Raw genomic sequence first — 19848 nt, 5'->3', positions numbered from 1 at the left:
CGGTCAGCCCACCTTCACCACGGTGTCGGAGAGGAAGGCGTAGTCCGGAACCACGAGGTTCAGGGGCGCGGGGCCCTTACGGATACGCCCGGAGGTATCGTAGTGCGAGCCATGGCAGGGGCAGAACCAGCCGGCATAGTCACCGCCGCCGAAGGTCGGCACGCAGCCCAGGTGGGTGCAGGTTCCGATCAGGACCAGCCACTCGGCCTTGCCGGGCTTGTGGCGCTCCTCGTCGGTCTGCGGATCGCGCATGTCGGCCTTGTCGTCCTTGATCGCCGCGGCGATCTCGGCGCCGGTGCGATGCCGGATGAACAGCGGCTTGCCGCGCCACTTGATGGTCACCGACTGGCCCAGTTCGACCTTCGTCAGGTCGAACTCGACCGAGGCCAGGGCCAGGGTGTCGCCGGCCGGGTTCATCTGGTCGACGAGGGGCCAGGCCACCGTCGCCGCCGCGCCGGCCGCCGCGGCGACCGCGGCGATGTGAATGAAGTCGCGACGGCTGGGGTCGTCCCCACCCGCGCCATGTTCGGGGTTCGCGCCCGCCACGCTGTCGGCCACCTTGAAGCCACCCTTCGCTTGGGGACCGCGCCGCAAAGGCGCCGTCCGTCCTCGACCCCGCCAGATGATCTGGTAAGGGTCCCCCAGACTGGAGGCGCTACCCGCTGCGAACCGGCCCGGACGTCCCCCCGCCGACAGGCGAAGGGCCAACCGCTGATTCGCTTCAGGACGCGCACAGCCCGTGGCTGGATCGCTTAGAATGCTGCTCGCGCTTTTTCAACCGGACATTCCGCAAAACCTTGGCGCGGCCATCCGCCTGGGGGCCTGTCTCGACACCCCGGTGCACGTCATCGAGCCTTGCGGCTTTCCCTTGTCGGACAAGGCGATCCGCCGGGCGGCCCTGGATTACGGGGATCCGGGCGAGGTGGTCCGGCATCCCGGCTGGGACGCCTTCCGGATCGCGGCGCCGGGGCGGATCGTGCTCTTCACCACGCGTGGGGCCACGCCCCTTCATGATTTCGCGTTCAGGCCCGACGATGTCCTGCTCTTCGGACGGGAAAGCTCCGGCGTTCCGGATTTCGTACATGACGCCGCCGACGCCCGGGTCATCATTCCCTTGAGCCGGGGGCGCCGATCCTTCAACCTGACCGTCTCGGCGGCGATCGGCCTGTCCGAGGCCCTTCGTCAGACCGGGCGCTTTCCCGCATTCCATCCGCAAGATTTTCCCGCCCATGATTGATCCCGCCGTCCTCGACTCCCGCAACGCCCGCGCCCGCGCCTGGTTCGACGCCCTGCGCGATCGCATCGTCGCCGCCTTCGAGCAGCTGGAGATCGACGCCCCCGCCGAGCTCTTTCCCGGCGAGCCGGCGAAGTTCGAGCTCAAGCCCTGGGTGCGCGAGGCCGGCGGCGGCGGGGTGATGGGCTTCCTGCGGGGCGGCCGCTTCATCGAGAAGATGGGCTGCCACATCTCGCTGGTGCACGGGACCTTCACCCCCGAGATGGCGGCCAACATGCCGGGCGCAGACAAGGATCCCCGCTTCACCGCGACGGGGATCAGCCTGATCGCCCACATGCGCAGTCCCAAGGTGCCGGCGGTCCACATGAACACCCGCTTTCTGGCCACCCAGACGGGCTGGTTCGGCGGAGGGGCGGACCTGACCCCGACCCTGGATTCGCAGCGAAGCCAGGAAGCACCCGACGCCGTCACCTTCCACGCCGCCCTGAAGGGCGCCTGCGACAAGCACGACCCGGCCTGGTACCCGGACTTCAAGGCCCGGTGCGACGAGTACTTCTACCTGCCCCACCGCAAGGAGCCGCGGGGGATCGGCGGCATCTTCTACGACCACCACAATTCCGGAGACTGGGAACGGGACTTCCAGTTCACGCAGGACGTGGGCGAGGCCTTTCTCGACGTCTATCCGCGGATCGCCCGGGGCCGGATGCACGAGCCCTGGACCGAGGCCGACCGCCGCGAACAGCTGATCCGCCGCGGCCGGTATGTGGAGTTCAACCTGCTCTACGACCGCGGCACAATGTTCGGCCTCAAGACCGGCGGCAACATCGAGAGCATCCTGTCCTCCATGCCGCCCGAGGTGATCTGGCCCTGATCAGGCGCCCCCGGCCTCGATGAAGCGGCGCAGCCGGCGCCCCACCTCCAGCCGGTCATTGGCGCCCTGGTGGCTGGCCAGGGCCGCATCCGCCTGTTCGTCGGTGTAGCGGCTGCCCCGCCGAGCCTCGACAAGGGCCCGGGCATAGTCGGGGGTGAACTCGGGGTGAAGCTGGATCGAGATCGCCCGTCGGTCGGGATAGTAAAGGGCGCCCAAGGGTGTGAAGTCGCTGCCTGCAACCACCCGGGCCCCTCCGGGAACCTCGACCACCTGGTCCTGGTGCGAGGCGGCGACCGCCAGCGTGTCCAGCCCCGACAGCCATCCCTCTCCGGAAGCGGTGTAGCGGTGCAGGCCCACGCCCCAGCCCTTCGGAGACTGGATCACCCGGCCGCCGAAGGCCTCGGCCATGACCTGGTGGCCGAAGCAGACCCCGACCAGGGAGGTTCGGCCCGAGGCCGCATTCAGGAAGGCCTTGAGCGGGGCGATCCAGGGCAGGGGGTCGTAGACGCCGGCGGACGACCCCGTCACCAGGCAGGCGTCGAAGGCGGAAGGGTCGGCGGGAAGCCGGCCGGCGGCGACGTCGAAGGTCTCCGTCTGGTCGCCGTCCTCAAGCAGCAGGCGACGGAACATTTCCGGGTAGTCCCCGAACCGGCCGGCGAGATCCCCGGGCGGCGCCCCGGTCTCCAGTATGGCGATCTTCAATTCCCGTCCTCCAGGCCGCGCAGGATGGCGGCCAGGCGGGCGCGCAAGGCTTCGCGGCCCTCAGGGAAGTCGGCCTCCATCCACCAGGCCTCGAGCTGCCGCAGGGCCTCGCCGACCCGGGGTCCGGGCGGGGCGCCCGCCGCCACGACGTCGGCGCCGGAGAGTCCCAGGGTCCGGGGCTTCCAGGCGCGGGCCTCGGCGACCAGCCCCCGCCAGTCCCCGGCCGACGCGCCATGCGGCGCGCGGGCCCAGGCCAGCCTCAGGCGATCCTGCGCGACGCCGGCCCCGAGCAGGTGAAGGGCGCGGCGCAGGGCGGCGGACGACATCCAGGGGGTCAGACGCGGCTCCCGGCCGGCGGCGGCGATCAGCCGGTCCCTCTGGGCGCCGGAAAGCCTCAGCCGCTCGGCCTCCCGGGCGACCTCGGCGGGCGTCTCAGGGAACAGCGACCCCAGGCGCAGGAGGGCGTCGGGCCCCTCTCCCATAAGCGCCTCGACCTCGCAGAGCCCATTCAGGCGCGACAGGTCGCCAGCGGCCGGCAGGACCCGGGACAGGACCCCGGTGCGGGCCATGAGGCGGACGGCCTCGCGGGGATTCGGGGCGGCCAGCAGGGACAGGAGTTCCTTCAGCACCCGTTCGGCGGGTAGGCTGGCCAGGCTGTCAGCGCGGGCCTCGCAGGCGGCCAGGGCCTCGGCGTCGGGCTCTCCCTGGCCATAGGCGGCCAGGAACCGGAAGAAGCGCAGGATACGAAGGCAGTCCTCGGCGATCCGCCGGTCGGCCTCGCCCACAAAAACGATGCGGCCTGCCCGGGCCGCGGCCAGGCCCTGGCCCGTGGGGTCGAAGACCCAGCCCTCGCGGTCGGCGTAGAGGGCGTTCAGGGTGAAGTCGCGGCGGGCCGCGTCCTCGGCCCAGTCGGAGGTGAAGGCCACGACCGCCCGCCGGCCGTCGGTCTCCACGTCCCGCCGAAGCGTGGTGATCTCAAAGCCACGTCCACCGCTGACCGCCGTCACCGTCCCGTGGTCCAGCCCTGTGGGGACCGCCTTCAGACCCGCCGCCTTCAGGGCGGACACGACCGCCTCCGGCTCAAGGCGGGTGGCCAGGTCGATGTCGGCGATCGGACGACCCATGACGGCGTTTCGGACGCAGCCGCCGACAAAGCGGACGCAGCCGGGACCGCCGGCGGCCTCCAGGGCGTCCAGGACGGCGACCGCGGCGGGATCGGTGATCCAGGCGGCGTCTTCCAGTCTCTCGGGCGCGGGGCTCACGCTGGCGCCCCGAACAGCCGGTGGGACAGGATCCGCAGCATCCCCGCCGTCGCGCCCCAGATGAACCGCTCGTCGTGGGTCATGGCGTAGAAGCGCCGCATGCCCCCGTCCGGCAGCCGGCGCTCGTGGGTCTCGTGGTTGGCGCCGTCCATGAGGAAGCCGAAGGGCGTCTCGAAGATGTCCGCCACCTCATCGGGATTGGGCTGGAGGCTGAAGCCCGCCTCGATGAAGGCCACGACGGGGGTGACCAGGTAGCCTGTCCCGGTGCGATAGGGCGTCGAGAGCCCGACCGGCGAGACGAAGTCGGGCGCCAGGCCCACCTCCTCCTCGGCCTCGCGCAAGGCGGCCTGCCAGGGCGTCTCGCCGGCGTCGCAGCGGCCGCCGGGAAAGGCGATCTGGCCGGCGTGCCGCCTGAGGGTGTCCAGCCGGGTGGTCAGGAGGACAGAAAATCCCTGCGGCCGTTCGATCAGGCCCACCAGGACCGCGGCGGGGGTCAGGCTGTCCAACGGCGGGAAATAGGGGTCCGGCTCGAAATCGAAGTCCGAGCTGATCTGGTCCACGGTCCGGTGCGCGAGGGGATCCAGGCGTTCGGCCAGCCGGGCCTCGAGGAGGGGCCGGGCGCCGGGCGCCGCCAGCCGGTGCGGACTCACGCCTCGCCGTCCCCGGATGCGCCCAGGTCGAAGGCCGCGCCGCCGGACCGGACCTCGAGCCGTCCCGCAGCCTCCTCGGCCATCTCGACCAGCTCGTAGAAGACCGGGCGGGCCACCAGGGCCTCCAGGCCCCGCCGCACATGCAGGTAGGGGCGCGGCTCGCCGGTGTCGGGGTCGGTCTCCACCCGCAGGGCGTTCTCGGGGCCGGCCCGGACTTCGTCGCCGACATTGGTCTGGAAGACCAGGTCCTCGCCGTCACGGTCGACCCGCACGGCGATGAAGGGGGCGTCCTCGACAGTGATCTTCATCTTCTCCACCGGCGTGACCAGGTGGAAGCCGTCGGGGTCCTTCCTCAGGACAGTGGAGAACAGGCGCACCAGGGCCTCGCGGCCAATGGGCGTGCCTTCGTGGAACCACTGGCCGTTGCGCTTGATGACGATGTCGATCTCGCCGCAATGGGCGGGATTCCAGAGGTGGACGGGCGGCAGGCCGCGCCCCGGCGCCTGCTTTGCAGCTGCGGCGACGCCCTCCAGGCCGGATTTCGACTGAGTCTCGGACATGCCCGGAAGGTAGGCCCGTGCGGGGCCCGGCTCAACCTCGGCCGGGATCAGGCCCTAACCGGCCCCGTGAGGGGGCCCTTCGCCCCACGGGCCAGGACCCGCCGGGGATCCACCGGTCCGGGCAGGCGGACGCCGGAGGTCGCCTCCGCCGAATAGCCGAACCGCGCGAAATAGGGCGGGTCGCCCACCAGCAGGATCGGCCCTTCGCCAAGGGCGTCCGCCGACGCGCCGGCCCGCTCGACAAGCCTTCCGCCGAGGCCATCCAGCCGGCTCGCCGAGTGTACCGCCAGGGGCCCCAGGAACAGGGCCGGGGTCGGGCCGATGCGGATGTCCCAAAGACGCACGACCCCCACCATCCCGTCGGCTGTCTCGGCGCAGAACGACAGGTCCGGCCGGAAGCGGGCGAACTCACGGACCCTCTCGGACACCTTGACGAAGCGGCCGGGTCCGAAGGCGTGGTTGAGGAGCGCCTCGATCGCGGCGGCGTCGCCGGGCGTCTCGGGACGCAGGGTCACCTCGGATGGCGCAGCCTGGAGCAATGGTTTCCCCCCGGCGCCGGCTCCCGGCGCGAGGGCCGGGCGTTTAGGACCCGCGGCCTCCCGCGTCAACCGCCTGGGGCGGGAAGCCAGTTCCGCGGCCAGGCCGCACCGAGGGGCCGGACCTCCCCGTCCAGGAGTCCCTTCCGCCGCATGGCCGCGTCCGCCAGGGGAGCCAGGGCGCGGACCGGCTCGATCCCGTTCCGCGGTCCGGACGCCAGGGGCGCCTCGGCGGCGGCGGCGTCCACAGCCTTCCACTCGGCCTGTCCCTGGTCGGCGAAACCCACTGCGAAGAACAGCCGCCGCGGCGCCGCCTCGCCCGAAGGCTCTGTCAGGACGGCGATCACCCAGCCGGGCATGGCGGTCTCCAGGGAAGGGTCCGGGCGCGGACCGGCGCCACGTTGCCGTGCGTCGCCCTTCGGGCCAAGGTGCCCCGGCGATGAGCGAGTCCCTGACCCCGGAAGACCTGTCCCTCCGCGCCCTGATGGGCCGGCCGGACTATCTGCGATTCTGGCTGTCCCGCGTGGCGTCGACCCTCGGCGTCCAGATCCAGAGCGTGGCCCTGGGATGGCAGGTCTACGCCGTCGCCCGCGAGACGATGAGTGTCGCCCAGTCGGCCTTCTTCGTGGGAATGATCGGCCTCGCCGCCTTCATCCCGGTCTTCCTGCTCGCCCTGCCCGCCGGCGAGGCCGCCGACCGCTATGACCGCAAGACCATCCTCCGCCTCTGCTATGCCGGCGAGATCCTGACCGCCCTGGCCCTGGTGGCCGCCTCGACCCTCGGCTTCGCCACCCTGCCCTTCCTGCTCGCGGTCGCCGTCGCCTTCGGCGCCAGCCGGGCCTTCATGGGACCGGCGGGCACCGCTCTCGGCCCCATGCTGGTGCCCCGTTCCCTCCTGCCCCGGGCCATCGCCCTGAACTCCCTGGCCTGGCAGGGCGCCTCGATCGTCGGCCCGGCGCTTGGCGGCCTGCTGGTGGCGCTGTCCCCTGCAGTCTCCTACGCCGGGGCCGCCGGCCTCTACCTCTTCGCCCTGGCCTGCATCCAGGGGATCCGGGGGAACACCCGGCCCGAGGTCAATCCCGGCTCACGCTGGGCTCTCATGAAGGAGGGGCTGGCCTATGTCTGGACGAACAAGATCGTCTTCGGCGCCATCTCCCTCGACCTCGTGGCCGTCCTCCTGGGCGGGGCCACGGCCCTCCTGCCCGTCTTCGCCCGCGACGTCCTGCACGTCGGGCCCGAGGGCTTCGGCCTCCTGCGCGCCGGGCCGGCCATCGGCGCGACCCTGGTGGCGGTCTATCTGGCGCGCCACCCGATCCGCCGGCGGGCGGGGCCGGTCATGTTCGCCGGGGTCGCGGTCTTTGGCCTGGCCACCATCGTCTTCGGGCTCTCGACCTCCCTGCCCCTCTCGGTCTTCGCCCTGGCGGTCCTGGGCGGCGCAGACATGCTCAGCGTCTATGTCCGCCAGACCCTGGTGCAGATCGTGACGCCTGACGCCATGCGAGGGCGGGTCGCCGCCGTGTCCTCGCTCTTCATCGGCGCCTCGAATGAACTGGGCGAGTTCGAGAGCGGCGTCGTCGCCCGTTTCCTGGGGCCGGTAGGCGCCGCCGTGTTCGGCGGCGTCGGCGCCGTCCTGGCCACCGGCCTCTGGGCCCGCCTCTTTCCTGACTTGCGCAAGGCCGACCGCCTCGAATAACTGGCGCGGCGATCATTTTCATCGGGAGGCATTTCAATGGGCGCACTTGACGGAAAAGTTGTTCTGGTCACCGGCGGCGGCAACGGCATTGGCCGCGACTGCGCGCTGATTGCGGCCCAGGAGGGCGCCAAGGTCGTCGTCAACGACCTGGGCGGCGGCCTGAAGGGCGGCGACGAAGGCGACGCCGGTCCTGCCGAGGCGGTGGCCCGGGAAATCCGCGCCGCGGGCGGCGAGGCGGTCTCCAACTCCGAGAGCGTGACCAGCATGAAGGCCGTGCAGGGCATGGTCGAGCAGGCGCGGGACACCTTTGGCGGCCTGCACGCCGTGATCAATCCGGCCGGCATCCTGCGCGACGTCATGTTCCACAAGATGAGCGAAGACGACTGGGACCGCGTCATCGACGTGCACATGCGCGGCTCCTTCAACGTCGCCCGGGCCACCATCGAGCTGTTCCGCGAGCAGAACGACGGCGCCTACATGTTCTTCACCTCGACCTCGGGCCTGTTCGGCAATGTCGGCCAGGCCAATTACGGCGCGGCCAAGATGGGCATCGCCGGCCTGTCGCGGATCATCGCCATGGAGGGCGCCCGCAATAACGTGCGCTCCAACTGCCTGGCGCCCGTGGCCTGGACCCGCATGACCCAGTCCGTGCCGGTCAAGGACGAGGCCGCGGCCGCCCGCCGCGCCGTGATGGCCGAGAAGATCCGCGCCGACCAGCCGGCCCGTTTCTCGGTCGCCATGGTGGCCCCGGCCGCCTCGCACGTGTCGGGCCAGATCTTCGGCGCCTCGGGAGAGAACATCATCCTCTACTCCCAGCCCCGTCCGGTCGAGACGGTGACCAAGGAAGAGGGCTGGACGGTCCAGACCATCCTGGACGAGGCCGTGCCGAAGATGGCGCCCAAGTTCTTCGACCTGAACCGCGGCCCCCTGCCGGGCGGCAACAACGCGCAGCCGGCCGCCGCCAAGCCGGCGTCCTGAGTTCGGCATCCCCGGTCAGGTTCACGCCTGGCCGGGGCTTCCGACAGCGGTATCGGCGTCCGAAAACCGCCAGACATTCGCCTGGGACAAGACCAGGCTGAGGCCATGGACCTGGATCCCGCCGCCAGTTTTCGCGCCTTCGCCACCCGGGACATCCGTCTCGACGGACGGCTGTTCGCGGGTGTCACCACAACCGGAATCTACTGTCGGCCCGTCTGTCCGGCCCGTACGCCCAGGCCCGAGAACGTTCGTTTCTTTGGTTCCGCGGCGGCGGCCCAGCATGCGGGCTTCCGGCCCTGCCTGCGCTGCCGGCCGGAAACCGCCCCGGAACTCGGCGCCTGGAACGGCACGGCCAACACGGTCTCCAGGGCCCTGGCCCTGATCGACCTCGGGGTCCTCGACTCTGGCGGCCTCCAGGACCTGACCCGGCGCCTGGGCGTTGGAGAACGACATCTCAGGCGGCTCTTCCAGGAACACCTCGGGGCCTCCCCGGTCGCGGTGGCCCAGACACGGCGGCTTCTCATGGCCCGGCGCCTGGTCCTGGAGACCGGCCTCGCCATGTCCGAGGTGGCCCTCGCCTCGGGCTTCGGCAGCATCCGGCGGTTCAACGAGGCCTTCCAGGCCGCCTGCGGCCATCCGCCCTCGAGCCTGCGCAGGCGCCCTGGCGCCGAGGCGGGCTTGGCCGATGGGGTAACCCTCCGGCTCGCCTACCGGCCTCCCTACGACTGGTCCCGTATGCTGGACTTCTTCGCCCAGCGGCAGGTGGCGGGTGTCGAGCGGATCGACGGCCAGGCATATGTGCGGACACTGGCGGTCGCGGGCGTCGCCGGAGTGGTCCGGGTCGAGCCCGGGCGGGGCGACAACCTGTCGGCCAGCCTCTGGTTTCCTGACCTCCGCGTCCTTCCCCGGGTTCTGGCACAGGTGCGGCGGGTATTCGACCTCGCCCTCGACCCTGAGCCCGTCCTGGCGCACCTGGGCAAGGATCCGGATCTTGGCCCGCTCCTCGCCCGGCGGCCGGGCCTTCGGGCGCCGGGCGCCTGGGACGGCTTCGAAGTGGCGGTCAGGGCCATCCTCGGCCAGCAGGTGTCGGTCGTCGCCGCCCGGGGCCTGGCGGGTCGACTGGCGGAGCGCCACGGCGTTCGCCTCGACTTCGAGCCGGCCCGCCGGTTCGGCCTGGACAGGCTGTTCCCGGGACCGGAGCGCCTCGCCGGCCTCGACCCGGAGTCCCTGCCCATGCCCCGGGCCCGGGGCCGGGCCCTGGCGGCCATCGCCCGCATGACCCTGGACGACGGCCAGCTGTTCGGCCCCGGCCAGGACCTCGAAAGCGCCGTCCGCAGGCTCACGGCCCTACCTGGGGTCGGAGCCTGGACCGCCCAGTACATCGCCATGCGCGCCCTGCGCGAGCCCGACGCCTTCCCGCACTCGGACCTGGCCCTCCTGAGGGCGGCGGCAGACCCGGAAGGTCGCAGGCCCACCCCGGAAGCCCTGCTGGCGCAGGCCGAGGCCTGGCGCCCCTGGCGGGCCTACGCCGCCGCCCACCTCTGGGCAAAGGACGCGGACGCCGCATCCCAAAGCAAAGGACCTGCCCAATGAAGATCGACGCCCCCGCGCCCCTCCGACTGAGCGTCTCGGAAGTCGCCTCGCCCCTCGGCTGCATCGAGGTGATCCTCGACGAGGCCGGGATCATCCGGGGCCTGGACTTCGGCTCCGGCCTCCCGCGGATCCGCCAGCGCATGTCGCGCCTCTACCCTGGCCTTGCCCTCCGGGCCGGCGAGGCGCCCTCCCGGGTGACCGAGGCCCTTGAGGGATACTTCGAGGGCGCCCCGGACGCCCTGGCCCGCCTCGACTGCGCCACTGCAGGGACGCGCTTCCAGGAGCAGGTCTGGACGGCCCTCTGCGACACTCCCCCCGGCGCAACCCGGAGCTATCTCGACATCGCGCTTCAGGTGGGCTCGCCAAAGGCGGTCCGGGCGGTGGGCCTGGCGAACGGATCAAACCCCGTGTCCCTGCTGATCCCCTGCCACCGGGTGATCGGCCGGTCAGGCGCCCTGACCGGCTATGCAGGTGGGCTGGAGCGCAAGGCCTGGCTCCTGGATCACGAAGGCGCTTCCCTGGAGTCGCGGACCCGGCGCCATTCGTCGGCGGTCATCTCCCAGTAGAGCGAGCGGCGGACGGTCCCGTCGGGACGGCGGCTGTCGCGCTCGCCCATGGGACGGAAGCCGGCGGCCTCGATCACCCGGGCCGAGCGGACATTGTCCAGGGCCGCCGTCAGGCCGACCAGGCGCACGCCCAGAACCTCGAACATCCAGCCGAAGGACCGGGCTGCACCCGCCGTCCCCTGGCCGCGGTTCTGCCTGTCGGCCCGGGTCGCGCCGGCGATCTCGGCCGAGGACCTGTCCGGCCAGACGCTGAAACGGGAATAGCCGGCGACCTCGCCCGCCTCGTCGAGGGACAGGATCAGCACCGCCTCGCCTCGCGCCTGGTCCGCCGCCGTCGCCTCGATCCAGGCCCGGACGCTGGCCTCGGTGATCGGCCGGGGCAGGTCGTAAATGGGGTCCGAGACCCTGGGATCGGCCAGCATCCGCGCCAGGGAGGCGGCATGGGCCGGTGTGGCGATCACCCGGTCCGGGCCCAGGCTGGCGGGATCGACCTCCCGCACCCGGCGGCGGATGTCGGCCTCTTCGGCAGGGCTCGCCCGGATCACGGTGACGGGAGGATCGCTCATCGGGCCAGGGCCTCCAGGGCGTCGTCGGTCAGCCGCCGGGTCGTCCAGTCGTCCATCGCAAGGGCGCCCAGCGAGTCGTAGAAGCCGATGGCCGGGGCGTTCCAGTCCAGCACCGACCATTCCAGACGGGCCAGGCCCTCCTCCCGGCAGCGCCGGGCCAGGGCCTTCAGGAGGGCCAGGCCCGCCCCCGCTCCCCGGTGCTCCGGCCTGACGAAGAGGTCCTCAAGCCAGATCCCGTGCCGTCCCCGGAAGGTGGAGTAGTTGTAGAACCAGAGGGCGAAGCCAACCGGCTCGCCGTCGATGCCGGCGATGTCGCAGAAGACCCGCGGCGAGGGCCCGAAGAGGTCCCGGGCCAGGCCTTCCCGGGTGGCGTCCACCTCATGCGAAAGCCGCTCATACGCCGCAAGGTCCAGGATGAACCGGTGGATCGACGCCAGATCCCCCGGCCCGGCTGGCCGGACATGGATCGCCTCAGACGGCACGGTACCAGTCCACCCCGGCCTCATCCTGGGTGCGGACGGCAAGGCCTCGGGCCAGCAGGCAGTTGAGGTGGGCCAGGCTCTCGCCCGTCGCCATGCCCAGGGTCCAGCGGTCGATCTTGCGCCGGAAGAGGATGTGGAAGGTGTCTATGGCCCGCTTGGGCTCCTCCAGCAGCTTGTGCAGCCGGGTCAGGCTGCGCTCGTGGCCGCCGATCAGGTGGTCGATCCGGGCATGCAGGCCATGGAAGGGCTCATTGTGGGCCGGCAGGACCAGGACGTCGTCCGGCACGATCCCGCGGATCCGCGCCAGGGAGGTCAGCCAGTCGGTCAGGGGATCGCCGGCGGGTTCCGTCGGGAAGACCGAGACGTTGGAGGTGATCTTGGGCAGGACCTGGTCGCCGCTGATCATCAGCTTCAGCTCCGGGCACCAGAGGCAGGCGTGCTCCGGCGAGTGGCCGGAGCCGACCACGACCTTCCAGTCATGGTCGCCGATCGGGACGACGTCGCCGTCGGACAGGCGATGGAAGCTGTCCGGCAGGGCGTGGAGGCTCTTTCCGAAGCCGCCGAAGCGGGCCCGGTAATCCTCAAGGGCCTCCTCGTCCCACCCGGCCGCGCGGTAGAAGACCAAGGCGTCGTCGGGCGCCTCGCGGCCGGTGTCAGCCGACAGGGACCGGCACATCAGGAATTCCAGTCGTGTGATCCAGAGGCGGCATCCGAACTTGCGAGTCATCCAGCCGGACATGCCGATGTGGTCGGGGTGCATGTGGGTCACGAAAACCCGGGTGACCGGCAGGCCCTCCAGGGGACCGGCCAGGGCCTTGCGCCAGGACTCCCGGGTCGCCTGTCCCCCCAGGCCGGTGTCGACGATGGCCCAGCCTCCCGCTTCGCGGATCGCCCAGACATTGATCCAGGCCAGCGACCCGCCCAGGGGCATCCTCAGCCACTTCACCCCGGGGGCGACGTCCACCGCCTCGCCCTGCTCCGGACCGCCCGGGAAGGGATAGGTGATCTTCGCCTTGTGGGCCTCCAGGACCGGATCTTCGAAACCATCGCGCATGAACAGGACTCCTTGGGCGCCAGTCTCGGCCTTCGACGGCCCGGGATCAAACCCAAATCCCTGCGAGGCCGCCCAGAAACCGTCACGGGGGCATGCGAAGGGGTTTGCCGGTCATGACGCCTTGCCGTTCCGGGCGGCATGGGATTAAGAGCCTTGGGAACAGATATTCCCGGAGGGAACCCCATCATGAAACGCGTCGCAATCGGCCTGGCCACAGCGGCCCTGGCCCTGGCCATGGGAACGGTCGCAGCCGTCTCGGCCTCCAAGAAGGAAGAGGCCGCCCTGGCCGCCGCGCGCACCGTGGGCATGGCCGAGGCCCCCGCCGTCGCCCAGGCGGCCGGCATCGCCTGTCAGGTCACGGACGCCCGCCAGATCGGCAAGATGAAGGATCCGAAGACCAAGGCTGAAACCAGCTTCTACGAGATCGACTGCGACCGCGGCGTTGGATTCGTCCTTCAGGCCCCTCCCGGCGTGAAGCCCACCGCCTTCAGCTGCATCGAGGCCAACTCGACCCAGCCGGATGGCAAGCCGCCGTCCCTGCCCTGCAAGCTTCCCGGCAACGCCAACCCGCTCGCCGACCTCGCGCCCCTTCTCACCAAGGCTGGCCTGAGCTGCACGCCGGACGCCGCCCGCGGCATCGGCCAGACCGCCAAGAACACCTTCCTCGAGGTGTCCTGCCAGGGCGGCGCGGGCTACGTCCTCCAGGTCGACGCTCCGGCCAACCCGGACGGCTCAGCGGTGGCCAACGACTGCCTCGTCTTCGACGCCAGCGACGGCAACATCAAGTGCACCCTGCGCGACGCCGCCTACCGCCTGGCCGTGGTCGACCGTTACGCCGCCGCCGCCAACAATGGCTGCGTGGTCAAGGACCGGCGCTACATCGGCATGTCCCAGGGCGGGGCCAGCTATTACGAAGCGTCCTGCCAGGACGGAAAGGGCTACATCTACAAGGTCGAGAAGGGCCAGTTCGCCCAGGCCACCTCCTGCGAGAAGGCCATGGCCCTGCTCGGCGGCTGCACCCTGACCGACGCCAAGGAAGCCCAGACCGCCCAGGCCGGGCTCTATTCGAACCTGGCCAAGAAGGCTGGCTTCGACTGCCAGGTCTCCAAGTACGCCCCCTTCCCCTCGCCTCCCGGCAAGGACGTGGTCGAGATGGCCTGCGGCAACCGGCCTGACGGCGCCGTCGGCATCTTCACGGCCAAGGCCGAGACCACCCAGGTGGTGGACTGCGCCCGCGCGCCGATCGTCGGCTACCGCTGCTCGTTCTCGAAGCCGGAAGCCTCCAACCGGGTTGTCACGGCGGACCTGAAGAAGATGGGCAAGAACGAGTGCGAGGTCTCGGCCACCCGCGTGGTCGGCAAGACCGCGGCCGGGACGACCTACCTCGAGACCGCCTGCGCCGACGGCCTCAAGGGCTACATCCTTGAGTACAAGAGCGAGCCCCTGACGCCGATCAACGCCGTGGGCTGCGCCTTCTCCAGGGACTGCGCCCTCCCCGGCAACAAGTAGCACCGGCTCACCCCGGAACGACGAGGGCCCGCGGGATCACTCCCGCGGGCCCTTTTTGTTGCACCATCGGCGATGGATCTCAGATCGCCGCCTCGATGAAGCGCGGGCCACGCTGGGACATGGCGCTGGCGAAGGCGGCCTCGAAGGCCTCGCCGGTCTCGCAGCGCACGGCCTCCACCCCCAGGCCGCGGGCCAGGGACACCCAGTCGATGTTGGGATCGCCCAGGTCCAGCAGCTTGCGGGCCGAGGGGCCCGCCTGGCCGGCGCCGGTCCGGCTCATCTCGATATTCAGGATGCGGTAGCTGTGGTTGGCGAAGACCACCACGGTCACGTCCAGCTTCTCGCGGGCCATCGTCCAGAGGCTCTGCACCGTGTACATGGCCGACCCGTCGCCGTTCAGGGACACCACCTTGCGGTCCGGACAGGCCACCGCCGCCCCGATGGCCATGGGCCCGCCGATCCCGATGGCGCCGCCGGTCAGGGCCAGGACCTCATGCGGGACCGTGGTCATGCAGGGCACGGCGACACCACCCCCTGAGGTCACCGCGTCGTCGCACAGGATGGCGCCTTCGGGCAGGTGGCGGGCCACCGCTACGCCACAGGCCTGGGGCGTCAGGGGCCCGGAGGCCGGGCTGGCCGGGCGCTTCAGGGGCTGGACTGGTCCAGAGGCCGGGGCGCCCAGGGCGTCGGCCAGGGCCTGCAGGGCCGCTGCGGCGTCCGTCGCCCGGTCCGCCAGGGACAGGGTGGCGCAGCCCTCGGGCACCAGCACGCTGGGCCGGTCGGGATAGGCGAAGAAGGCCACCGGCTGGGTTGTGCCGGCGAAGACCATCAGGTCGGTCCCGGCCAGTTCCTCAAGGGCGGCCTCGCCGAAGTACTGCATGCGGGCCGGGGCGAAGACGCCGGCGCCGCGCGGCTGGCGGGCCACGAAGGTGTCAGCCATGACGCGCACGCCCGCCGCCTGCAGACGGGCGGCCTGGACGAGGCCCGCCTCCAGGCAGGCGCCGCCGCCGATCAGGACCACGGGCGCCTTGGCGGCCTTGATCGCGCGGGCGGCGGCCTCCACGGCCTCGCCGTCCGGCGCCCTCGGGCCGGGGCGCGAGGCGGGGGCGAAGGTCGTCGAGGTCTCGGTCCAGGCGGCGTCGGCCGGCAGGATCAGGCTGACCGGGCCAGCGGGCGGGCCATGGCTGGCGGTGATCGCCTCGGCGGTCACGGCGGCCACCTCGTCCGGGCTGTCGGCCGACTTCACCCACAGGGAGTTGGCCGCGACGATGGACGGGATGTCCGAGTTCAGGGGCGCGTCGTACTGGCGGTGATAGGTGGCGTGGTCGCCCACCACGTTGACAATGGGGGTGTAGGCCCGGCGCGCGTTGTGCAGGTTGGCCAGGCCGTTGCCATAGCCGGGGCCCAGGTGCAGCAGGGTGCAGGCGGGCGTCCCGGCCATGCGGCCATAGCCGTCGGCGGCGCCGGTCGCCACCCCCTCGAACAGGCACAGGACCGGGCGCATGGCCGGCTGGCCGTCCAGGGCGCTGACGAACTGCATCTCGCTGGTGCCGGGGTTGGCGAAGCAGGCGGTCACGCCGTTTTCCACCAGGGTGCGCATCAGGGCGTCGGCGCCGTTCATGTGCTCTGGGCCTCCCCGCCCGTCGTGGCCCTCTGCGTCAGGCCGTCTCGAAAACCATCACGCCGGGGTCCGGCGCGCCTGCGAACATCCGCCCGATGAAGGCGGCCCGCAAGGCCCGCGCCACCGGCTGGGCGATGTAGCCCTTGTCGGTGATCTCCCCGGCGTTGGCGTCGGGACCGTCCGGCAGGACCAGGGCCCGGGCCACCCGCCCCGCTCCGCCGCCGCCCCGGGCGTTGTGCGCCGCGACCGCCGTGCGCACGGCTTCCATCACCGCCTCAGGGGCGTAGCCTGGACGCGGATAGAACAGCAGGCCCACCCCCGACTCGCCCTCGCCGCAGACGATGGCGTCGGTCACGGCGTCGCCGACGGCGCCAATCACCGCAATGCGCAGCTCGCCGACGTTCACGAAGGTCCCGCTGGCCAGCTTGAAGTTCTCGGAGAGGCGCCCGTCAAAGGCCAGGCCCTTGCGGATGTCCTCCGGGTCCACCAGTCGGGCCGCATCGCCCAGGCGGTAGAAGCCCTCCTCGTCGAAGCTGGCCGCCGAAAGCTCGGGCTGGCCCAGGTAACCGGTCGTGACCTGCGGCCCCTTGACCCGGAACTCCAGCTTGCCGGCCAGGGGCGCCAGCTTCACCGTCGTGCCCGGCAGGGGCAGGCCCATCAGGCCCATTCGGGTGTTGGGCCAGTGGACATTGGCCGCCGTCGGCCCGGTCTCGGTGGCGCCGTAGCCCGAGGAGAAGCTGATCCGCTCGCCCACCGTGCGCACCGCCACGGCCTGGATGCGGTCGCAGATCTCCTGCCCCAGGTTGGCGCCGCCGTACTGCATCAGCCGGACGCGGGAAAAGAAGTTGCGGGCCAGGTCCGGGTCGGCCTCCAGCTCGCCGGCGAACATCATCCAGCCCGCCGGGACCATGTTGTGATAGGTCGGCGCCACTTCGCGGAGGTTCCGCACCGTGTCTCCGAAGCGGCCCTCCACCGGCTGGCCGGCGTCGATGTAGAGGGTCCCGCCCCGGTGCAGCACCATGTGCAGGATGGCGTTGGCGCCCAGGCTGTGGCTCCAGGGCGCGGCGTTGACCACCACCGGCGGATCCGGGTCGGCGAAGCAGGCGGCCACCTGGGCGGCGTTGGCGGCCATGCGTTCCTGCAGGTTAATCACCGCCTTGGGACGTCCCGTGGAGCCCGAGGTCAGCAGGTACTTGGCATGGTCCTCGGGCCGGGCCGAAGGGGCCGCCGGCGAGGCCCGCTCCAGGTCGCCAAGGGACACATCCCCGGGCCGGGCGTTGCGGCCGGCGATCACCGGCAGGCCGGCCAGGAAGGGCGCCGCCAGGGCCTCGCCGAACAGGGCCGCGTCCTCGGTGTAGATGGCCGACGGATTCAAGGTCTCCACCGCCTGGGCCAGGCGCGAGAGATTGGCGCCCGGCAGTCCGTACTGGGGCGAGACCGGGGCGACCGGCATGCCCTGGCTCATGGCCGCGTACTTGATGAGGGCGTGGTCGATCCCATTGCGGGCCAGGATCAGCAGGGGCCGCGGCCCGCCGATCCCCCGCTCGCGCAGGCCGCCGGCCAGGGCGGCGATGCGCCCGGCGGCCTCGCTGTAGCTGACCTCGCGCCAGCCCTCGCCCGACCGCTCCGCCAGCCAGGTCCGGGCGGGCGCCCGCTCGGCCCAGTGCAGGAGAGGCCCGGCCACCGTCGGGAAGGGCCCGTCCAGCGGCGTCGGGTTGAACAGGATCCGGGTCCCGTCGGGCCGCACCTCGATCTCAAGCCGGGCGGGGGCGTAGCGGGGGTCACGGAGGGGAGCCAGGGCGGTGTCCATGGCGCTCTGGATGAACGGCCCCGCCGCCGACTGCAAGCGAAAGCCGCCCCGTCAGGGCAGGTCGAAGCCCCGCGCGTCCGGGCGCACCCCGGCGGCGGACATCCAGCCGGCGTCCAGCGCCGCCTCGCCGGCTGTACAGCGCAGGTTGGCGATCCGGCCGCCGGCCTTCTCGACCAGGACCCCGGCCTTCTCTGCCGGCGCGCCGCCGGGGCCCCAGCGGCCGATGGCGCTGTAGACCGTGTAGGCGTAGGGGCCGTTGGCGAAGCGCAGCCAGGCCCCGCCGCCACCCGAGAACATAAGGGTATCCCCCGAAGTGACGTCGCGGGGACGGCCCGGCGCCTTGGGCAGCACCAGTTCCGGCGCCGCGCCGGGGCGGCCGATGCGGTATTGGACCCTGTCGCCCCCCGTACCGGGCGCGGCGCAGACCGAGACCGTGCGGGCGCCCGCCTGGCAGGCGAAAACCACCGTCTCGGAGGGGGTGCATAGGCTTCCGGCCTTCAGGGCTGGGGCGGCGGCAAGGCGCGCGCCCATGGCCACGGGGACCCGCACTGACCGGGGGCACCCCGGCTCGGCCCCGCAGTCGGGCGCCGGCAGGTTGAGCATCTCCCAGGTGAACTCCACCCTCCGCCCCAGGAGCGACGGCGCACGCTCACAGATGGCGAAGTCCGCATAGGCCTCGACCGTCGCGCCCCGGTCATCCCTCAGCGTCATGTAGCAGGCGCGGTCGCCCTCCTCTGCCTTCAGGAGGATGGCGGAGGTGGGTTGGGCGGGCGCAGGCCCCGGCCCGGCGCCGGCGGCCGAAACCGCCAGCGCCGCGCCCAGGATCCCGAAAAGGAGGCCCCGCCTCACGCCGACTGGGTGGTGTCCGGCAGGCCCAGGATACGCTTGGAGATGATGTTGTTCTGCACCTCCACCGAGCCACCATAGATCGACATGGCACGGCCGGACAGCCAGCCGCGCACAGCCTCGATCTCGGCGTGGGTAAAGGCGTCGCCCTCCCAGCCCAGGCCCTGGTGGCCCATGATCTCCAGCACCATCTCCTGCCGGATCTGGGCCACGTTGGTGGCCGAGTTCTTGAGCACGGAGGCTGCGTTGGTGGCGCCCGAGGCGCCCTTGGCCTCAGCCGCAGCGCGAGCCAGGGTCAGGCTGTGGACCCGGGCGTCCATGATGTGGCGGATCATCCGGGTGCGAAGGTCGCTGTCGGCGATCCGGCCCTTGCCGTCCTCGCCCACATACTTGCGGGCGATGTCCTCCAGCGGGGTCGCCCGACCGCCCATGGACACGCCGGTCTGGCTGGCGCGCTCGTGCTGCAGCAGTCGCTTGCCCACCGACCAGCCCTCGTTGAGCTTGCCCAACAGGGCGTCCTTGGGCGCCACGGCGTCGGTGAAGAAGGTCTCGCAGAAGGGCGAAGCGCCGGCGATCAGCTTGATCGGTCGGGTCTCGATGGCCGGCTGGCGCATGTTGATCAGCAGGAAGCTGATGCCGTCATGCTTCTTCACCGTCGGGTCGGTGCGGACCAGGGCGCCGCACCAGTCGGAGTACTGGGCGCCGGAGGTCCAGATCTTCTGGCCGTTGATCAGCCAGTGGTCGCCCTTGTCCTCGCAGCGGGTCTGCAGGGAGGCCAGGTCCGAACCGGCGTTGGGCTCGGAATAGCCGACGCACCAGCGCACCTCGCCGCGAACGATCGGCGGGATGTGGGTCTTCTTCTGCTCCTCGGTGCCGTAGTCCAGGATGGTCGGGCCGATCATGGTGACGCCCATGCCGAAGACCATCGGGTTGTAGGCGCCGACGCGGCCCATCTCCTGGGCCAGCACGCGGGCCTCCTGCGGCGACAGCCCGCCGCCGCCGTATTCCGCTGGCCAGGTCGGGGCGCCCCAGCGCTTGTCGGCCATGCGCTCCTTCCAGAGCTTCATGTCGCCTTCAGGCCCAGGCCCTTCCATCGAGGCGAGGGCCGCGCCGGCCTGGCCCTTCAGGGACTCGGGAAAGTTTGCTTCAAGCCAGCTGCGGGCTTCCTTGCGGAAACCCTCGAGTTCAACGTCGCCGCCGAAATCCGCCATGGTCCTGTCTCCGTCGGCGCCGGGAATACGGCGCGCATTTGGCGCAAGCTTACCGCGCCGGTCCAGAGGGGCAAGACCTGCCCCGGCGTCACGCCGACGACGAA

Annotated in this window: 21 protein-coding genes; 7 read left to right on the top strand and 14 right to left on the bottom strand. The window is 71.5% G+C overall.

The genetic code is table 11. The features are described from left to right. Positions 1–3: 3 nt before the first annotated feature. A complete protein-coding gene (gene petA, locus HYN04_RS03355; RefSeq protein WP_110451276.1) occupies positions 4–558 on the bottom strand; it encodes a ubiquinol-cytochrome c reductase iron-sulfur subunit in 555 nt (184 codons plus the stop codon). Positions 559–757: 199 nt separating this feature from the next. Here petA and HYN04_RS03350 point away from each other — a divergent pair, with 199 nt between their 5' ends. Further along, on the top strand, positions 758–1237 hold the full coding sequence (locus HYN04_RS03350; RefSeq protein ID WP_110449448.1) for a tRNA (cytidine(34)-2'-O)-methyltransferase: 480 nt from the start codon (positions 758–760) through the stop codon (positions 1235–1237). Next, the gene (hemF, locus tag HYN04_RS03345; protein WP_110449447.1) at positions 1230–2105 is read left to right on the top strand and encodes an oxygen-dependent coproporphyrinogen oxidase; all 876 of its coding nucleotides are present in this window, start codon (positions 1230–1232) and stop codon (positions 2103–2105) included. The genes HYN04_RS03350 and hemF overlap by 8 nt, the downstream gene beginning before the upstream one ends. Here hemF and HYN04_RS03340 read toward each other — a convergent pair whose 3' ends face one another. The 6 genes from HYN04_RS03340 to HYN04_RS03315 form a co-directional block, all read right to left on the bottom strand. Beyond that, the gene (locus HYN04_RS03340) at positions 2106–2807 is read right to left on the bottom strand and encodes a glutamine amidotransferase-related protein (RefSeq protein WP_110449446.1); all 702 of its coding nucleotides are present in this window, start codon (positions 2805–2807) and stop codon (positions 2106–2108) included. After that, complete coding sequence (locus tag HYN04_RS03335; protein ID WP_199285988.1) at positions 2804–4069, bottom strand: CCA tRNA nucleotidyltransferase; 1266 nt, start codon at positions 4067–4069, stop codon at positions 2804–2806. The genes HYN04_RS03340 and HYN04_RS03335 overlap by 4 nt, the downstream gene beginning before the upstream one ends. Beyond that, positions 4066–4719, bottom strand: coding sequence for an NUDIX hydrolase (locus HYN04_RS03330; RefSeq protein WP_241962680.1), 654 nt, complete (start codon positions 4717–4719; stop codon positions 4066–4068). Before HYN04_RS03330 ends, HYN04_RS03335 begins: the two co-directional genes overlap by 4 nt. Continuing rightward, positions 4716–5279, bottom strand: a complete 564-nt coding sequence (locus HYN04_RS03325; protein ID WP_110449445.1) for a DUF1285 domain-containing protein — start codon at positions 5277–5279, stop codon at positions 4716–4718. Before HYN04_RS03325 ends, HYN04_RS03330 begins: the two co-directional genes overlap by 4 nt. Before the next feature lie 47 nt (positions 5280–5326). Further along, positions 5327–5818 (bottom strand): GNAT family N-acetyltransferase, encoded by a 492-nt coding sequence (locus HYN04_RS03320; RefSeq protein ID WP_110449444.1) that lies wholly within the window; start codon positions 5816–5818, stop codon positions 5327–5329. Between the two features lie 65 nt (positions 5819–5883). Continuing rightward, the gene (locus HYN04_RS03315) at positions 5884–6174 is read right to left on the bottom strand and encodes a hypothetical protein (protein ID WP_110449443.1); all 291 of its coding nucleotides are present in this window, start codon (positions 6172–6174) and stop codon (positions 5884–5886) included. 80 nt (positions 6175–6254) lie between these two features. Between HYN04_RS03315 and HYN04_RS03310 the strand changes: the two genes are divergently transcribed. The 4 genes from HYN04_RS03310 to HYN04_RS13755 all read left to right on the top strand — a co-directional run bounded on the left by HYN04_RS03310 (position 6255) and on the right by HYN04_RS13755 (position 10645). Further along, complete coding sequence (locus tag HYN04_RS03310; protein ID WP_110449442.1) at positions 6255–7508, top strand: MFS transporter; 1254 nt, start codon at positions 6255–6257, stop codon at positions 7506–7508. Between the two features lie 36 nt (positions 7509–7544). Next, on the top strand, positions 7545–8486 hold the full coding sequence (locus tag HYN04_RS03305; RefSeq protein ID WP_110449441.1) for an SDR family NAD(P)-dependent oxidoreductase: 942 nt from the start codon (positions 7545–7547) through the stop codon (positions 8484–8486). A gap of 105 nt (positions 8487–8591) precedes the next feature. After that, positions 8592–10079: a DNA-3-methyladenine glycosylase 2 family protein gene (locus HYN04_RS03300; protein WP_110449440.1), complete on the top strand. Its 1488-nt coding sequence runs from the start codon at positions 8592–8594 to the stop codon at positions 10077–10079. Beyond that, positions 10076–10645 carry a methylated-DNA--[protein]-cysteine S-methyltransferase gene (locus HYN04_RS13755; protein ID WP_110449439.1) on the top strand — a complete coding sequence of 190 codons (570 nt, stop codon included), beginning with the start codon at positions 10076–10078 and terminating at the stop codon, positions 10643–10645. The genes HYN04_RS03300 and HYN04_RS13755 overlap by 4 nt, the downstream gene beginning before the upstream one ends. On the opposite strand, the gene HYN04_RS03290 is transcribed toward HYN04_RS13755, so the two are convergent. Genes HYN04_RS03290 through HYN04_RS03280 form a run of 3 tightly spaced genes read right to left on the bottom strand, consistent with a single transcriptional unit; the run spans position 10582 to position 12747 of the window. Next, a complete protein-coding gene (locus HYN04_RS03290; RefSeq protein WP_110449438.1) occupies positions 10582–11211 on the bottom strand; it encodes a GNAT family N-acetyltransferase in 630 nt (209 codons plus the stop codon). The genes HYN04_RS13755 and HYN04_RS03290 overlap by 64 nt on opposite strands. Next, entirely contained in the window at positions 11208–11693 is a 486-nt protein-coding gene (locus HYN04_RS03285) for a GNAT family N-acetyltransferase (RefSeq protein ID WP_241962679.1), read from the bottom strand. Before HYN04_RS03285 ends, HYN04_RS03290 begins: the two co-directional genes overlap by 4 nt. Then, on the bottom strand, positions 11683–12747 hold the full coding sequence (locus HYN04_RS03280; RefSeq protein ID WP_110449436.1) for an MBL fold metallo-hydrolase: 1065 nt from the start codon (positions 12745–12747) through the stop codon (positions 11683–11685). The genes HYN04_RS03285 and HYN04_RS03280 overlap by 11 nt, the downstream gene beginning before the upstream one ends. A 186-nt stretch (positions 12748–12933) precedes the next feature. Here HYN04_RS03280 and HYN04_RS03275 point away from each other — a divergent pair, with 186 nt between their 5' ends. Continuing rightward, entirely contained in the window at positions 12934–14256 is a 1323-nt protein-coding gene (locus tag HYN04_RS03275) for a hypothetical protein (RefSeq protein WP_110449435.1), read from the top strand. Positions 14257–14335: 79 nt separating this feature from the next. Here HYN04_RS03275 and HYN04_RS03270 read toward each other — a convergent pair whose 3' ends face one another. From HYN04_RS03270 to HYN04_RS03255, 4 genes are read right to left on the bottom strand one after another with little or no spacing between them, the layout of a single operon-like run. After that, complete coding sequence (locus HYN04_RS03270) at positions 14336–15877, bottom strand: acetolactate synthase large subunit (protein WP_110449434.1); 1542 nt, start codon at positions 15875–15877, stop codon at positions 14336–14338. Positions 15878–15914: 37 nt separating this feature from the next. Then, complete coding sequence (locus tag HYN04_RS03265) at positions 15915–17687, bottom strand: AMP-binding protein (protein WP_110451273.1); 1773 nt, start codon at positions 17685–17687, stop codon at positions 15915–15917. Between the two features lie 51 nt (positions 17688–17738). After that, positions 17739–18536 carry a hypothetical protein gene (locus HYN04_RS03260; protein WP_110449433.1) on the bottom strand — a complete coding sequence of 266 codons (798 nt, stop codon included), beginning with the start codon at positions 18534–18536 and terminating at the stop codon, positions 17739–17741. After that, positions 18533–19744: an acyl-CoA dehydrogenase family protein gene (locus HYN04_RS03255; protein WP_110449432.1), complete on the bottom strand. Its 1212-nt coding sequence runs from the start codon at positions 19742–19744 to the stop codon at positions 18533–18535. The genes HYN04_RS03260 and HYN04_RS03255 overlap by 4 nt, the downstream gene beginning before the upstream one ends. Positions 19745–19848 lie beyond the last annotated feature (104 nt).

Origin of the sequence: Phenylobacterium parvum (genome assembly GCF_003150835.1) — a bacterium.
Lineage (GTDB): Bacteria > Pseudomonadota > Alphaproteobacteria > Caulobacterales > Caulobacteraceae > Phenylobacterium > Phenylobacterium parvum.
The sequence above is the reverse complement of the archived record's forward strand: the minus strand, read 5'-3'. Positions and strand labels throughout refer to the sequence as shown.

Excerpts from the sequence above, each read along its gene's own strand:
- HYN04_RS03265 (WP_110451273.1), bottom strand. The coding sequence starts at position 17,687 with ATGGACACCGCCCTGGCTCCCCTCCGTGACCCCCGCTACGCCCCCGCC.
- HYN04_RS03315 (WP_110449443.1), bottom strand. The coding sequence starts at position 6,174 with ATGCCCGGCTGGGTGATCGCCGTCCTGACAGAGCCTTCGGGCGAGGCG.
- hemF (WP_110449447.1), top strand. The coding sequence starts at position 1,230 with ATGATTGATCCCGCCGTCCTCGACTCCCGCAACGCCCGCGCCCGCGCC.
- HYN04_RS03310 (WP_110449442.1), top strand. The coding sequence starts at position 6,255 with ATGAGCGAGTCCCTGACCCCGGAAGACCTGTCCCTCCGCGCCCTGATG.
- HYN04_RS03350 (WP_110449448.1), top strand. The coding sequence starts at position 758 with ATGCTGCTCGCGCTTTTTCAACCGGACATTCCGCAAAACCTTGGCGCG.
- HYN04_RS13755 (WP_110449439.1), top strand. The coding sequence starts at position 10,076 with ATGAAGATCGACGCCCCCGCGCCCCTCCGACTGAGCGTCTCGGAAGTC.
- HYN04_RS03290 (WP_110449438.1), bottom strand. The coding sequence starts at position 11,211 with ATGAGCGATCCTCCCGTCACCGTGATCCGGGCGAGCCCTGCCGAAGAG.
- HYN04_RS03255 (WP_110449432.1), bottom strand. The coding sequence starts at position 19,744 with ATGGCGGATTTCGGCGGCGACGTTGAACTCGAGGGTTTCCGCAAGGAA.
- HYN04_RS03270 (WP_110449434.1), bottom strand. The coding sequence starts at position 15,877 with ATGAACGGCGCCGACGCCCTGATGCGCACCCTGGTGGAAAACGGCGTG.
- HYN04_RS03300 (WP_110449440.1), top strand. The coding sequence starts at position 8,592 with ATGGACCTGGATCCCGCCGCCAGTTTTCGCGCCTTCGCCACCCGGGAC.
- HYN04_RS03275 (WP_110449435.1), top strand. The coding sequence starts at position 12,934 with ATGAAACGCGTCGCAATCGGCCTGGCCACAGCGGCCCTGGCCCTGGCC.
- HYN04_RS03280 (WP_110449436.1), bottom strand. The coding sequence starts at position 12,747 with ATGCGCGATGGTTTCGAAGATCCGGTCCTGGAGGCCCACAAGGCGAAG.
- HYN04_RS03305 (WP_110449441.1), top strand. The coding sequence starts at position 7,545 with ATGGGCGCACTTGACGGAAAAGTTGTTCTGGTCACCGGCGGCGGCAAC.
- HYN04_RS03325 (WP_110449445.1), bottom strand. The coding sequence starts at position 5,279 with ATGTCCGAGACTCAGTCGAAATCCGGCCTGGAGGGCGTCGCCGCAGCT.